General features: G+C 37.4%; 10 protein-coding genes. 4 read left to right on the top strand and 6 right to left on the bottom strand.

Going from position 1 to position 15,253, the window contains the following annotated elements:
* The first annotated feature begins 80 nt into the window (after window positions 1–80).
* Window positions 81–344: a 30S ribosomal protein S20 gene (gene rpsT / locus CUN60_RS02900; protein ID WP_102950591.1), complete on the top strand. Its 264-nt coding sequence runs from the start codon at window positions 81–83 to the stop codon at window positions 342–344.
* A gap of 34 nt (window positions 345–378) precedes the next feature.
* Here rpsT and CUN60_RS02895 read toward each other — a convergent pair whose 3' ends face one another.
* From CUN60_RS02895 to coq7, 6 genes are all read right to left on the bottom strand, one after another.
* A complete protein-coding gene (locus CUN60_RS02895) occupies window positions 379–1,590 on the bottom strand; it encodes an MFS transporter (protein WP_102950590.1) in 1,212 nt (403 codons plus the stop codon).
* A gap of 4 nt (window positions 1,591–1,594) precedes the next feature.
* A complete protein-coding gene (gene recQ / locus CUN60_RS02890) occupies window positions 1,595–3,379 on the bottom strand; it encodes a DNA helicase RecQ (protein WP_102950589.1) in 1,785 nt (594 codons plus the stop codon).
* 120 nt (window positions 3,380–3,499) lie between these two features.
* Complete coding sequence (locus CUN60_RS02885; protein ID WP_102950588.1) at window positions 3,500–5,215, bottom strand: NAD-dependent malic enzyme; 1,716 nt, start codon at window positions 5,213–5,215, stop codon at window positions 3,500–3,502.
* A 133-nt stretch (window positions 5,216–5,348) separates the two neighbouring features.
* The gene (locus CUN60_RS02880; RefSeq protein ID WP_102950587.1) at window positions 5,349–6,929 is read right to left on the bottom strand and encodes a phospholipase; all 1,581 of its coding nucleotides are present in this window, start codon (window positions 6,927–6,929) and stop codon (window positions 5,349–5,351) included.
* A 256-nt stretch (window positions 6,930–7,185) separates the two neighbouring features.
* Complete coding sequence (gene budA / locus CUN60_RS02875; RefSeq protein ID WP_102950586.1) at window positions 7,186–7,902, bottom strand: acetolactate decarboxylase; 717 nt, start codon at window positions 7,900–7,902, stop codon at window positions 7,186–7,188.
* Entirely contained in the window at window positions 7,903–8,523 is a 621-nt protein-coding gene (coq7, locus tag CUN60_RS02870) for a 2-polyprenyl-3-methyl-6-methoxy-1,4-benzoquinone monooxygenase (protein WP_102950585.1), read from the bottom strand.
* A gap of 107 nt (window positions 8,524–8,630) precedes the next feature.
* Here coq7 and ppa point away from each other — a divergent pair, with 107 nt between their 5' ends.
* From ppa to gltB, 3 genes are all read left to right on the top strand, one after another.
* Window positions 8,631–9,152, top strand: a complete 522-nt coding sequence (ppa, locus tag CUN60_RS02865) for an inorganic diphosphatase (RefSeq protein ID WP_102950584.1) — start codon at window positions 8,631–8,633, stop codon at window positions 9,150–9,152.
* Window positions 9,153–9,247: 95 nt separating this feature from the next.
* Complete coding sequence (locus CUN60_RS02860; RefSeq protein ID WP_102950583.1) at window positions 9,248–10,597, top strand: amino acid permease; 1,350 nt, start codon at window positions 9,248–9,250, stop codon at window positions 10,595–10,597.
* Between the two features lie 239 nt (window positions 10,598–10,836).
* On the top strand, window positions 10,837–15,252 hold the full coding sequence (gltB, locus tag CUN60_RS02855; protein ID WP_102950582.1) for a glutamate synthase large subunit: 4,416 nt from the start codon (window positions 10,837–10,839) through the stop codon (window positions 15,250–15,252).
* The last annotated feature ends 1 nt before the right edge of the window (window position 15,253 follow it).

The raw sequence follows: 15,253 nt of genomic DNA, 5'->3' as shown, positions 1-15,253 counted from the left end.
ATCACGCGCTAAGTGTCTCATAGAAATTAATAAAACTTCCTCTCTTATTAATTCGCGTTTTAAATATTAAGGATATAAACATGGCAAATACAGCACAAGCTAGAAAGCGTGCGCGTCAGGCGATTAACCGCCGCAATCATAATTTTTCACTAAGAACTGAATTTAGAACTGCTATTAAAAAAGTTCTAAAAGCAATTCAGGCTGGTAATAAAGAAACAGCAAAATCCGAGTTTGTAAGTGCTCAATCAACTATTGATAAGATCGCTCGTAAAGGAATCTTTCATAAAAATAAAGCAGCACGCCATAAAAGCAAACTATCTGCAAAAATTAAAGCTATGGCTTAATAAAAAAACCGGATTTTATCCGGTTTTTTTATTACTACTGGTTATTACCAAGTAAATGTCGATTGCCTACATAGACGAGCACACAAATAATTATATAAATAAAAGATAATACCACCAAGCTTGCAAATGGAAAATCAGGAAATAGCGTTACCAAATAGGTGGCAAGGCTACTAAAACCAAAGCCAAAGCACATATTTAACCCTAAAGCCTGCGCGCTATTGGGATAAAAATAGTTCATAATCTTTATCTGAGTTGGCGGATTAATTAATGCATTGGCAGCTCGCATAAATAAAACACCACACGAAACAGAGATTACAAGAATTTCATGATGCCCATGCCAGATAAGGTATGAAAATAGGATCACCACCATTCCAATAAATGTTGAATAAACGCCAATTCCGATAATTTTAACTGGAGGATAATTCCGCTTATTTAAACGTTGCATAACCTGATTCCCAAGCATATATGCTACTGACAACCCAAGGAAAATGTATGCATAATTAACAGCTAAAACATGCCAACGATTAATATACAAATAACTGGAAACACCAATAAAACTAAAATAAGCAGCAACGCCGCAGGCATATATTAGCGTTAAAGCAAGAAAAACTCGATTGGTCATTAATCTGCCATAAGCTCGGATATAAACCATAGGTGCTTTGAATTTTTTGATAGGTTCTTGGATAGTCTCTGGCAATATACTGTATGCCCAAATAACAATTATTAATGCCATTAATGCCGTAAAAAGAAAAGTACTCCGCCAGCCAAACCATTCCGCAAGGTGTGCCCCAACTACCGGAGATATTGCTGGTGATAAAATAAGTCCAGTCAAAAGCATACCATTTGCCCGAATTTGCTCTTGCTCATTCATTGAGTCGTTTAAGATAAGGCGCGGAACAATTAATATTACAGCAGCACCAATTGCTTGTATTGAACGAAGTAATATCATTAACCATAAATTATTAATAATTGACATTAAAAAAGCTGCTACCCCAAAGATGGTTACCCCTGTAATTAAAACCCGACGCCGTCCAAAACGATTACTTATTTCGCCAGCAAAAAGCACAAAAAAAGCAATACTCATACTGAAGCTAGAAATAGTCAAATTAACATTACTGGGAACAGTATTAAAATCTTTTACCATTTGAGGTAGTGAGGGTACATATATATCTGTAGCTGACACCCCAACAAAAAATAAAATTGTCATTAGGATAATAACTTGACGCTTTTTTTTCTTATCTAACATGATTTTAGTTTAAAATGGTTAAAATTTCATTGCCAAACCGACGGAGTTTGGTTGTACCTATTCCATAAATATCTTTTAACTGAATCTCGTCTTGTGGCTTTTGTTCTATGATCTCTCTTAGTGTTCGATCTGATAAAATTGCATGATGCGACACCTTATGACGAACAGCCATCTGATGACGCCAACTAATCAAATTATGGTACAGCCGCTCTTCCTGCTCGGTACGTAGCCAAGTTAATTGCTTAAATTCAGGAGCAACTTTTAAAGCGGTGGCTTTTATCCAGACTTGCTCCAAACCACGCATTACAGGAATTGATTTGGCATTTACTTTCAGTGCTCCAGTATTAAAATCAATATCCAGTAACCCTTGACTGTAAAGCTGCCTGATAATCCGACGTAACTCCTTTTCGGTATATTCAGAGGCTATTCCAAAAGTTGAAAGCTTATGATGCTCCCAAACCTGAACAGTAGCAGTAGCTCGCCCACGCAATACATCAATTACTTGAGTTACCCCAAAACGCTGCTGCATCCGATAAATAGCTGACATAATTTTTTGGGCAATAACTGAAGCATCAACAAGATTGGGAGAGTTAAGACATAAATCACAATTGCCACAAGGATCTGATTTCTCACCAAGGGCATCCAAAAGTACCTGTCGCCGACAAACTAGACTATCGCAATAAGCAATCATTCGTTTTAATTTATCTAACTCATATCTTTTTTTTAGATCGCTAACTTCACTATTAAGTACCATTTGGGATAACTCATAGATTTCTTTGAAACCATAATTAACCACACTAATCGCAGCCATCGAATCACGCCCCGCTCGCCCTGACTCTTGATAAAAATGGTCGATACTCCTTGGCATATCAAAATGATAAACATAACGCACATCAGGCTTATCTATTCCCAAGCCAAATGCAACCGTGGCAACCATCACCGAGGTAGAACTTTGCAAAAATTCAGTCTGATTTTTATTCCGGACATCACTGGCAAGTCCGGCGTGATAGTTAATTGCATTTATACCATTTGAATTTAGAAACTCAGTTAATTCATCAACCCGTTTTCTTGAATTACAGTAAACTATTCCACAGCCACTCTTATTTTTGCCAATAAAGCTTAGCAACTGTCCCTTGCCATTATTTTTCTCAAGAGTTGAATAATAAATATTTGAACGATTAAATGAGGTTGCAAAAACTGGGGCATCTTTTAAACCAAGAAAATGAATAATATCAATTCTGGTATAGTAATCTGCGGTAGCAGTGAGCGCCAAACGAGGGACTTTTGGGAAATGCTGTTTTAGAACCGATAGTCGCTGATATTCCGGTCTAAAATCATGTCCCCAATGAGAAACACAATGTGCTTCATCAATCGCAAACAAGGAAATTTTAAGGGTCATTATAAAATTAATAAACCACTGATTACACAGCTTTTCCGGGGTAATATAAACTAACTTAACTAACCCTGCCTTAATTTTCCTTATACTTTCGTAATTTGTTTCTTCATCAAGAACCGATGAAAAATAAATTGCAGACACACCTAATTCATCAAGGGTGGCAACCTGATCTTGCATGAGTGCAATTAATGGTGAAACTACAATCGTAATACCCGGCACAAGTAAAGCTGGGATCTGATAACAAAGCGATTTACCTCCGCCAGTTGGCATCAATACTAGTCCACTACCACCATTAAGAACATGGGTGATGATTTTTTCTTGCTCACCGACAAATGCGGGATAACCATAGAGCTGATTAAGTACAGTTAGTGGGGAATTATCAGTAAAAATCATAAATACTACAATCAGACCTAAGCTAAATTATTAAAATTGCTATCAATCAGCCACATTCAAAGCAGACTAAAACCAGATGACAGGCTCTACCCCAGCATAATCTGCTTGAATAATTTAATCCTATTTTTTTAAGTAATAAGGGAGATAAACTGGTTCCCAAATATAATCATCGATTATTTCTTCAATTTCAACTCGATTTAAATCATGACCATAAGTAGTTAAGCCTTCGCGAATAGCTTCTTCAGCAACAGCAATTGCGATATCTCGTGAAACATTCCTAACTTCACTTAATGGCGGTAATAAATTGCCATCTTTATTATGATTAACTGGTGAAATTGCGGCTAATGCTTTAGCAGCAATCAAGAACATCCGATCAGTTACACGAGTAGCACCAATAGCTAAGACACCCAAACCAAGCCCCGGGAAGATATAAGAATTATTTACCTGATCAATCCGCTTTGGTCCATTAACCGTTTCATACGGGGAGTAAGCCGTACCAGTACCAACAATAGCCTTAGCATCAGTCCAGTCAAGCACATCATGCGGATTTGCTTCACACTTTTCGGTAGGATTTGATAATGGAAATACAATTGGACGCTCAGTATTTTTTGCTAAAGCTTTGATAACCTCACGAGTAAATATACCACCTTGAGCACTGACACCAATTAGCATGGTAGCACCTGAATTTATAACAGTTTCAAGTAGGTTAATATTTTGTGAGTTAGCTACGCGCCACTCAGCAATATCAGATGATTTACGGCTAAAAGGCTTCTGAAAATCAAGGCTTTCAATATTATCGGTAATTAAGCCATAGCGATCAACCATAAAGAATGCTTTATATGCATCTTCTCTTGTGATCCCATCATCAACCATTGCATCTAAAATAAGATTGGCAATCCCCACACCTGCAGATCCAGCACCTACTACTATAATTTTCTGTTTTGCTAGTGGTACTCCTGAAGCGATAGTAGCAGCAAGAAGAGCACCAACAACAATTGAGGCAGTACCTTGAATATCATCATTAAAAGTACATAATTCATTTTTGTAACGATTAAGCAGCTTTAATGCATTTGGCTGGGCAAAATCTTCCCACTGTAATAATACTTTTGGAAAACGTTTTTTTACTGCTGTAACAAATTTATCGATAAACTCATCATACTCAGCTCCGCGAATTCGCTTATGGCGCCATCCAATATATAATGGATCATTAAGTAACTGTTCATTATCAGTACCGACATCAAGAATAATCGGCAAAGTTTTGTTTGGGGCAATCCCAGCACAGCCAGTATATAAGGATAACTTCCCGATTGGGATTCCCATCCCACCAGCACCCTGATCACCAAGTCCAAGTATCCGCTCACCATCTGAAACAACGATAACTTCGGTACCATCAAAGTAATCATGATCAAGAATTTCATCAATTGCATCACGATTTGGATGACTAATAAATACTCCACGCGGACGGCGATAGATTTGACCAAAATGTTGACATGCCAAACCAACTGTAGGCGTATAAACTAAAGGCATAATCTTTTCGATATATTTATTTAATAAGGCATAAAAGAGAGTTTCATTTCTATCTTGTAGGCTACGTAAATATATATGCCGCTCAAGGTCTGTCGATTTATCAAGGATTACCTGAAAATTTTTATCAACAATTTCTTCAAGTGGAAAATTTGATGGTGGGACTATCCCACGTAATTTAAAATTAACCCGCTCTTCATGGGAAAATGAGCGTCCTTTATTCAGTAATGGATTATTAATCAAATCATAACCATACACATCCAGTTCAACGTATTTCTGACCTTTATCATCTTTTTTTATGTCAATTTTCATCTTTTCCATTCCATTAAATGCAATAAGCAATTATACTAAATATCGAGCCAAACTAAAGGCATAATTTGAGAAAATAACCACAATAAAAACCCACACTATTAAGCATGGGTTTTTATTTCAAGATTAAGTAAAATCAGTTGCCATGATAGGTGACGGTTTTTGGGTCATCAATAGCCATAGTTACAGTTTGGAGTGTATATGGTCCAGGTGAAGTATAGGTTACCCCTGGGGTTGGGTTATTACCTGGTCCACCAGGATTATAAAATGGTAAATACCCATTCGCAGCCGGAATTTCAACAGCGGTGATCAAACGCATTGCTGATTCATCACCCTTTAAAATAAAGTCAATGTAATTATCACTATCCTCAGTATATGCATCGTTTATTGACTCGCCAGCAAGACCTAAATCTGCAAGTCCAATTATTTCAATAGAACCTTGAGGGAAGCTATATACATAATTAGTGGCTGTCAGCCAAGTAACCTCACCAGAAGGACTAGTAACCTGTATCCTAAAAAACTTCTGAAAATCTTGAGGTTGAACAGCTGCAACCCCATCGGGAGAGAAACCACCAGTAGTATAAATACGTAGGCGATATTGTGCATTACTTTCTCCATAATAAGCCACCCCATTATTAGGATAACCACCAGAGAAGGCATTACTTTCTCCAACCCCTTCACCTAAGATAGACATTCTACTAAGTTTAGCTGCTACTAAAGTTGGTCCTCCATTGCTTGTATATGGATTGGTACTATCTTTACTTAATCCAACCGCACTAACCAAGCCTTGTGGACCAAGCATTTTAAGGTTTTTAACAATCGTTACTTTGGTCGGGTAAATTGCACCAGCTGTTCCCGGCGATAAGCGATTACCAAATTCTCCAAAAATAACTATGCAGCTACGTTCGTTATATTCAAGATTTGGACTTATCGATGCCACATAAGGCGTAACGACTTTTCCGGTATTTAAAGTAACTGCAAAATCTTCTCCCTTAACAGTACTTGGAAGAACAGGCCAGCTAAAAACAATTGGCATCGCATCAGCATAATAGGTTGGATAACCCCAAGCAAGTTCTACAACAGTAGGTGTTTTAGAGGAAGTAAGTGCTAAATACGGTGGATTTGGCGTGGTAACTATTTCCCATGCCCCTCCAGCAGCTATGACAAAGCTTTCCCCTTGCTGTACACCCTCGATTCCTTCAAAACCATAACCTGCAGACATTATTTCTGGTTTATCACTCCACAAATCGGCATTAATAATAATATCTTCCCATAAAGTATGCGAAGCTGGATTTGGAGAAACAACAACTTCAAGTGCTGGATTCACTGGATTATTCAGATTATCTGCAATAACCTGTATTTCCCCTGAGCTAGTATTTGTAATAAGATACTGATAGTAGTTACGAGAATCAGTAATATTTGACTCACTAGCAGGCAATTTAAAACTAAACGTATAACTTGCTCCAGGAGCTATATCTCCACTTAATGAAAGATTTGTATCTGTTACAATACTTTCAAGCCATGTAGCCAAGGTTATTTTTGGATTAATTATTGAAGTTGACTGAGACGTATTAGTTACAACTATTTCGGTTGTAGCCCCCGGACTGTAGAGTGGAGTATTAGTAGAAATACTAGTTGCTGTACTTGCATTACCACCTCCACTGCTACAACCATAGATTGTAAAAAGGATTATCGATGTAAGGCTTAAATTTCTCATTATAGGTTACTCCAGTTTTTTGAATTATATCACTATATAAATTCGTCTAGAGTAGCTGGTCTGGATATTTATCGAGCATCTTTGAGCCTAGATAATACATTTAAACAATAATAACTTGTTTTATTTAAATAATTAGATTAATACAGTATATTGCATTTCTACTACAACAATAGATCTCTTTTATAACCCATTATTTTACTATTAGGCTAGGAATAAAGACTTTAAGAAACAGATTAAGAAAGAGGTCTAATGAAGCTTAAGTTCGCACCTGTTCGACTGAGGCGACTGCCGACTCATTTTGGATATTGAGATCAGCCTGATAAAAATCTTGATTTTCGATTAGTGCCAATTGAAAACCATGTAATACCTGCAACTCAATAGTAGCTTCTTCAAGCTGAAAGCCAAAAACATGCCCACCAAGCCTACGTAAATCATCAATAAAGTGGAAATGAAATCCGGGTACATTTAGTTGTGCCATATACTTGGGAAACCAAACACCAACCATCACACCTGAAACGTTACTCGCGATAAAAGTTGTTTGTAAGTTAGGCAATATCTCAGTAAGTCGTTTATAAGGACGGCAGGTACAATGCTCACTTCTTAAATCAAGATGCTGAAATTTACCAGTTACACGAATGGCATAAATAAGATTGGATGAGATAAAATGCTCTGCAACTACAGCTTCAAGTGACTTAAAATCTAAATCTTTGACAGTAAACTTCTGCTCTGGAATAAATTTATTAACTACCGCAAAAGGAGTATGAATATCTTTATCTAATATGTGTAATTTACCAGTTGCATCCGCACGATAACATATTCCCTCATGAATTATCAATTCACCATCAATATTATCTAAAGCACCAAGCCCAAAATCACCATGCTGAAGCATCTGCTCCATACTAGTATCACCAGCATAAACAGCTTCTAACAATGAATTAATCGTACCCGTCTGATAGATATTGTGTTTGTTCATTTAGATACGATAAGTTGTTTTAGTCATTACTTTTGATGACAGCTTCATTATTTTTTTTACCACTTCGGGCAATTCAGCCGCACCATTATCATGCGCCATATGTGCATGTTTGATTTCATCTTCACGCATCTGTTCCAAAATTGCCCTACTTTTATTATCGTGCTGTGGCAATTTATCCAAATGTTCAGTCAAATGACTCTCAACCTGCTTTTCGGTTTCTTCAAGAAATCCAAGATTCCATTTATCGCCAAGAATACCAGCAGTCACCCCTATTGCTAGGCTACCAGCGTAAAACAATGGATTCAGAAGACTCGTCTTACCTCCTAATTCATGAATCCGATGTTCTGTCCATGCTAGATGCTCAGTTTCTTCAAGTGCAGCATGCTCAAAAGCTTCCTGATTAGCTTTATTTCGTGTAGTCAATGCCTGACCTTGATATAAACCCTGAGCACAAATCTCACCTGTATGGTTAACACGCATCAAACCAACTATATGCTTACGCTCAGCATCAGTGTATTCACCATCGCTAATTGTTTCATCCGGATGTGCTCTATTCGAAAGCGGCTTATGAAATAATGTCTTTAAAATTTTATCAAATTCAACTATTGCTTTATCAATCATGGCAGCACCTTTTTCTGATTATTTTCTATCAAATATAATATAGACAGTGTATAATTATACATCTTTAAATCTTAATTTACTAAATATATCATTTATGGGAGTCCCTGATGAATTTACAAAATATTGATGCTGGTAATGGTGATGAGTTTAATGTGGTTATTGAAATCCCTGCAGGTTCAGCACCAGTAAAATATGAAATGAATAAGGAAGCTGGCGTTTTATTCGTTGATCGTTTTGTTAGTACTGCAATGTCATATCCAGCAAATTATGGTTTTATTCCAAATACTTTATCTGAAGATGGTGATCCAGCTGACGTTATCGTATTTACTCCATATCCGATTGCGCATGGTAGCATGGTTAAATGCCGTGCACTTGGTGTGCTACGCATGGAAGACGAAAGTGGTGTTGATGCTAAAATTCTTGCTGTACCAACTAAAAAAGTATGCCCACTATATGCTGATATTGACACCTTAGATCAGTTTCCACAATTAGCTGTACAACAAGTGGTTCATTTCTTTGAAAACTACAAAAAACTTGAAAAAGGTAAATGGGTTAAATTATCTGGAATAGATGATGCAGCTGCTGCTAAAAAAGAAGTTGAAGTATCAATCGCAAAATATCATAAATAAGAAGTCTAAATTTCCTTATCTTTTTAATATTAAGCCAGAATAATTCTGGCTTAATATTTTTCTATTGTGCTGATCGTAAAATAAAGGGGAAAAACATGATCGGTAAATTAAAAAATCGTCATATTCAGATGATAGCTATTGGTGGCGCAATCGGCACTGGATTATTTTATGGTTCAGCCAAATCGATCCAGCTAACAGGTCCATCTATTGTTTTAGCCTACCTGATTGGTGGCTTTGTAATGTACGTGATTATGCGCGCGCTTGGCGAACTAACTGTTTATGCGCCAAACTCTGGGGCTTTTAGCCATTATGCTTATCAATACGTTGGCAATTATCTTGGTTTTCTATCTGGTTGGTTTGCTTGGTTTGAATACACAATCGTTTGTATGTTAGAAGTAACAGTGGTTGCGGCATTTCTTGATTACTGGATACCCGGTGTACCACACTGGCTCACAATCGCTGTAATTCTCGGAATCTTCTTCTTTGTTAATATGCTTCAGGCAGGGCTCTTTGGTGAATTTGAATTCTGGTTTGCCGGGATAAAAGTTGTAACTATCATATTAATGATTGCATTTTCAGCATATTTGATTTTTTTCAATGATAGTACCCATGTTGAAGCTATTGCCAACCTAAAATTCTCTGTTAGTAATAATCTTTTTGCCAAGGGATTAGAAGGGTTTCTATTTTCAATGGTTATGGTAGTATTTTCATTTGGTGGCGTGCAGTTTCTTGGAATTGCAGCGGCTGATGCCGAAAATCCAGCAAAAACTGTACCTGCTGCCGTAAATGGTGTAATTGTCAGAATCTTGATTTTCTACGTCGGTACACTACTTGCAATAGTTTGCCTTTACCCGTGGGATAAATTAAGCACTGATATTAGCCCGTTTGTGGATGTATTTGATAAAGTTGGTTTCCATTTTGCTGCCCAGATCATGAATATTGTCGTTATAACGGCTGCATTATCAGCTTTTAATAGCTGCTTATACGCTGCTGCAAGAATGATTGCTAATCTCGCAAGACATGGTAGTGCACCGAAGTATCTAGCAAATACAGATAAACAAAATGTACCCAAAAATGCCGTCATTACCACTTCAATAATCGTGGCATTGACGGTACTTCTTAACTATCTAGTACCAGAAAAAGCAATTAATTATTTGATAGCGATCACTACAACATCAATTATTATTACCTGGACAACCATCCTGATTTGTCATCTTGGCTTTCGGCGCAAAATTGCCAAGGAAAATATCAGCTATAAGCTACCATTATCGCCGTACTCAAACATTATTGCCCTTGTCATGCTAGCATCAGTAGTAGTGATAATGCTTTTCATGCCAGAAATGCAAATGGCAGTATATTTGATGCCGGTTTGGATTGGAATAGTAACCATTATGTATTTTATTGCAAAATTTAAAGATTCGCGTTCAATTCCAACTAGCCGTTAAACCTATCATCGAATAAGGTAAAAAGGAAGCCAGACTATTAAGTCTGGCGAGGGAATAAGTGGAAGTCGCAACCATATTTATGATTGCTAATGATATTGTACTTAAATTCACATCTACTGTTATATCCATTTTGGACAATTGAAACTAAATTTAGTTATACTTCTTCGCACCGCACAATAAATTTATGATAGAATCATTAAAAATCCATGAATCACATTCTCATCTCTGGGCAGGGCTAAATGACAGGTTTCAACTTTCAAGAAAAAGATAATTGCGGCGTTGGTGTAGTTGCCAATAAATTTGGTATCAAAGATCACGATATTTTACTAAAAGGTATCTCAGCATTAATCAAGCTTTCGCATCGCGGCGCTGTTCAATCAGATGGTCGTACTGGTGATGGCTGCGGTATTCTGACACAAATTCCAGCGGAATATTTCCATTCCTTATTGACTGAAGATGGCGATTTTCAACTAGAGGAATTATTTGCAGCGGGAAATATCTTCTTTTCCCTTGAACACATAAGTATTGGTGAACAAAGAAGAATAATTCGTGAGGAATGCGCGCGTATCGGCTTTGAAAGTATTTTTTTTAGATTAGTACCAATTAACGTTTCAGTTCTTGGACGGATTGCTAAAAATAGCCTGCCACATATAGAACAAATATTTATTAATGCTCCTGAAAATATCGATGCGACTAAATTTGAACAGTTACTTTATATATTAAGAAAAAATATTGAAGCACGCATGGCTACTCATCATGATTTTTTCGTTTGTAGTCTCTCAAGTAAGACTATCATTTATAAAGCACTCTGTTTACCGCGTATCTTAAAAGAATTTTACCCTGATCTGGCCGATCCATTATTTAAAACTAGTATCTGCGTTTTTCATCAGCGTTTTTCAACCAATACTCAGCCAAGCTGGCATCTAGCACAACCTTTTCGTTATTTGGCACATAACGGCGAAATAAATACTGTTTCAGCTAACCGAGCTTGGGCAAAAGCACGTAGGCTTGGTTTATTACCATCAGAGCTACAGGAAAAATTTATTAATGTAAGCAGCTTAGTTAGTGAATATGGGTCTGACTCATTTAGCCTAGATAATATGCTAGAAATGCTAATAATGAGTGGCATCGATTATAAACAGGCGCTACGCACCCTGATACCACCATTTTCGGAAGATAATAACCGTCTTGCAAGTGATATTGAAAAATGGTATCAAACTGTTGGCATTGGCTTTGAAGCATGGGATGGTCCAGCTGGGGTCGTAATGACTAATGGTACACATGTAATGTGCACACTTGATCGTAATGGCTTACGTCCGCTACGTTATTCAATTACTCGAGATGGAACAGTAATTGTCGCATCGGAAACTGGTATCATTGATTATGATAATGAAGAATTCATAACTAAAAGCCGACTTGCTGCTGGCGAGATGTTAGTCATCGATACCGAAAGTAAAATGGTATTATTTGACAAGGCAGTTTATCGCCAATTTAACCTTGATCTAATAAAAGATGACCATTATGCAACTATAAAACATGATTTAAACCATAATTTAGCACCATTAGCGGAAAATATTGATACCTATAAAAAACTATTCCACGTCAGCTATGAAGAAATGGAACAAGTTATGCGAGTTATGGCACTTGATGGTGTAGAACCAACCATGTCAATGGGTGATGATGCCGCAATAGCTGTATTAAGTAGTGCTATTCGTCCGCTTACTGATTATTTTCGCCAAAGCTTTGCCCAAGTAACCAACCCAGCGATTGACTCACTGCGTGAAAAATATGTAATGTCGCTAAATACCCATATCGGAGTAAAACCAAATCTGGTTACTAAAAAAGAATTGGCTGGCTATAAACTGGAATCTCCTGTTTTAGATAGTTTTCAGTTTAATCAAATACTTAGTGCGAAAAATAATTGGCAACGGAATCTACAGATCAATCTATCATACAGTAAATCAGAATCGCTAAAAGAATCGCTGATTATTCTTGCTGATAAATGCATAAGTGAAGTAGCATCCGGCATTAATGTGATTATCTTAAATGATGAAAATATCTCCAAAGAGGAATTAATTATTCCTGCCGCATTAGCTATTGGGGCAATTCATAACCGCTTAGTTGATGCAGGATTAAGACATCAGGTTGATCTGATCGTGGCAACTGCGACTGCACGTGATTCACATCATTTTTGTGTCTTATTGGGCTATGGCGCAACGGCGATTTATCCTTATCTTAGCTATCAGCTAATTGCTGAATTACACACTTCAATTAAATCTCAGGAACCATTAGCCAAACTGATAAATAATTATCTTGCAACCATCAATAAAGGCATATTAAAAATTATGTCAAAAATGGGGATTGCAACAGTAGCTTCTTATCGCGGTTCGCAATTATTTGAAGCCCTTGGGATTAGTAGTGAAATTTGTGATATTTGCTTTAACCAAACTAGCTCCAGAATTGAAGGGCTTAATTTTGCTAATCTCGAGGAAGAGTTGGCAATTACGCATAAAAAAGCTTGGGATAATAGCGAATATTTAGCTATGGGTGGTGTCCTCAAATACTCTTTCTTTGGTGAATATCATGGTTTTAATCCAGATGTGGTTGCCAAATTACAAAAAGCAGTCAATACTGGTAACCTAAATGATTTTTATGAATATTCAAATCAAGTTAACCAACGTAAGCCAATGTGTATTCGTGATTTATTCAAATTAAATCTTACTTATAGCTTAGGTGATCTATCAGAAGATGATTTATTAAATCCACGCATGGATGGCATTGATGAACTTTGTCGCAGGTTTGATAGTGCTGCCATGTCAATTGGTGCATTAAGTAAAGAAGCACATGAAGCATTAGCCCTAGCCATGAATACTATTGGTGGGCGTTCTAACTCAGGTGAAGGTGGCGAAGATCCGCTACGTTATGGCAGTATGACTAATTCCAAAATTAAGCAAGTTGCATCCGGACGATTTGGAGTAACTCCAAGCTACTTGATGAGTGCAGAAATAATTCAGATCAAGATTTCACAAGGTGCTAAACCGGGTGAAGGCGGACAATTGCCGGGTGAAAAAGTTTCCGTTGAAATTGCTAAACTACGCCATGCAACGCCCGGAGTAACGCTAATCTCCCCTCCTCCACATCATGATATTTATTCAATTGAAGATTTGGCGCAATTAATCTTCGATTTAAAACAGCTAAACCCCGGAGCAATGATCTCGGTAAAATTAGTATCCGAACCGGGAATTGGGGTCATAGCCTGTGGTGTTGCCAAGGCACAAGCTGATTTAATCACTATTTCTGGTTATGATGGTGGTACTGGGGCTGCTCCGGTAGTATCGGTCAAGCATGCTGGTAGCCCTTGGGAACTGGGTATTGCTGAAACTCATGCCGCACTCGTTGCTAATAACCTGCGCCATAAAATCCGCCTGCAAGTTGATGGCGGGCTAAAAACTGGATTAGATGTAGTAAAAGCAGCGATTCTAGGTGCAGAAACTTTTGGCTTTGGAACCGCACCAATGATTGCCCTAGGATGTAAATACTTACGGATTTGTCACCTAAATAACTGCGCTACCGGACTTGCAACCCAAAATGAAAAATTACGACAGGAACACTTTAATGGTATTCCTGAAATGGTAATTAATTTCTTCCGTGGAATTGCCCATGAAGTAAGACAAATCATGCATTATCTGGGTATAAATCATCTAACTGATCTAATCGGTAGAACTGATTTGCTAAGTATCCTTGAAAACCCAAATGGTAAAAAACTTGATCTAAAACCAATTCTAGAATTAGCGGCAATAAATTCAAACTATCCGCGTTATTACAGTGAGGCTAATATTGGACACGATCGCGGTGTATTAAACCAACGGATTTATGCTGACTGTATGGAAGCGGTTTATAATCTTGAGCCACTTAATAAACACTATGGCATCTATAATACCGATCGTTCAGCTGGCGCAACATTAGCTGGTGAAATCGCTAAAAATTATGGTAATCATGGACTTGATAATCCAATCCGGCTAAACTTTAAAGGAATTGCTGGGCAATCATTTGGTGTTTTTGCTTGCCGTGGAATGGAGTTATACCTTGAGGGTGAAGCCAATGATTATGTTGGTAAAGGTCTTGCTGGTGGGAAACTGGTTATTAAACATCAAAATCCAAATATTACTTCAGCCGTCACGGTAATGGGAAATACCTGTTTATATGGTGCAACTAGTGGCTTCTTATTTGCCAATGGCAATGCTGGAGATCGGTTTGCCGCACGTAATTCAGGTGTTGTTGCCGTGATTGAAGGCTTAGCTAGTAATGGTTGCGAATATATGACTGGTGGAGTCGTGAGTATCCTTGGGAGCATAGATCAAAATTTTGGAGCTGGGATGACTGGTGGACTTTGCTATATTTGGGATAATCTAGATAAAGTACGCGAAAATCTGAACCCCGACTTTATTGAAGCTGATTATCTAAAAAACATCACAGAAAATAAAGATGAACACTACGCATATCTCAAAGAACTGATAGAAAAGCATTATCAAGAAACGCGATCAAGCCGTGCAATGCAGTTTCTAGCTGATATTGATAGTAACATCAATGAAATTGTACTTATCAAACCTAAAGCAATAAAAGCCGCAGATTTAACCAGATTTCTGACAAGGTAAT

The organism is Aquella oligotrophica (assembly GCF_002892535.1).
GTDB classification, from domain to species: Bacteria; Pseudomonadota; Gammaproteobacteria; order Burkholderiales; family UBA11063; genus Aquella; species Aquella oligotrophica.
This window is presented reverse-complemented; position numbering and strand designations above follow the sequence as displayed.

Excerpts from the sequence above, each read along its gene's own strand:
- CUN60_RS02895 (WP_102950590.1), bottom strand. The coding sequence starts at position 1,590 with ATGTTAGATAAGAAAAAAAAGCGTCAAGTTATTATCCTAATGACAATT.
- rpsT (WP_102950591.1), top strand. The coding sequence starts at position 81 with ATGGCAAATACAGCACAAGCTAGAAAGCGTGCGCGTCAGGCGATTAAC.
- CUN60_RS02860 (WP_102950583.1), top strand. The coding sequence starts at position 9,248 with ATGATCGGTAAATTAAAAAATCGTCATATTCAGATGATAGCTATTGGT.
- budA (WP_102950586.1), bottom strand. The coding sequence starts at position 7,902 with ATGAACAAACACAATATCTATCAGACGGGTACGATTAATTCATTGTTA.
- CUN60_RS02880 (WP_102950587.1), bottom strand. The coding sequence starts at position 6,929 with ATGAGAAATTTAAGCCTTACATCGATAATCCTTTTTACAATCTATGGT.
- gltB (WP_102950582.1), top strand. The coding sequence starts at position 10,837 with ATGACAGGTTTCAACTTTCAAGAAAAAGATAATTGCGGCGTTGGTGTA.
- coq7 (WP_102950585.1), bottom strand. The coding sequence starts at position 8,523 with ATGATTGATAAAGCAATAGTTGAATTTGATAAAATTTTAAAGACATTA.
- recQ (WP_102950589.1), bottom strand. The coding sequence starts at position 3,379 with ATGATTTTTACTGATAATTCCCCACTAACTGTACTTAATCAGCTCTAT.
- ppa (WP_102950584.1), top strand. The coding sequence starts at position 8,631 with ATGAATTTACAAAATATTGATGCTGGTAATGGTGATGAGTTTAATGTG.
- CUN60_RS02885 (WP_102950588.1), bottom strand. The coding sequence starts at position 5,215 with ATGAAAATTGACATAAAAAAAGATGATAAAGGTCAGAAATACGTTGAA.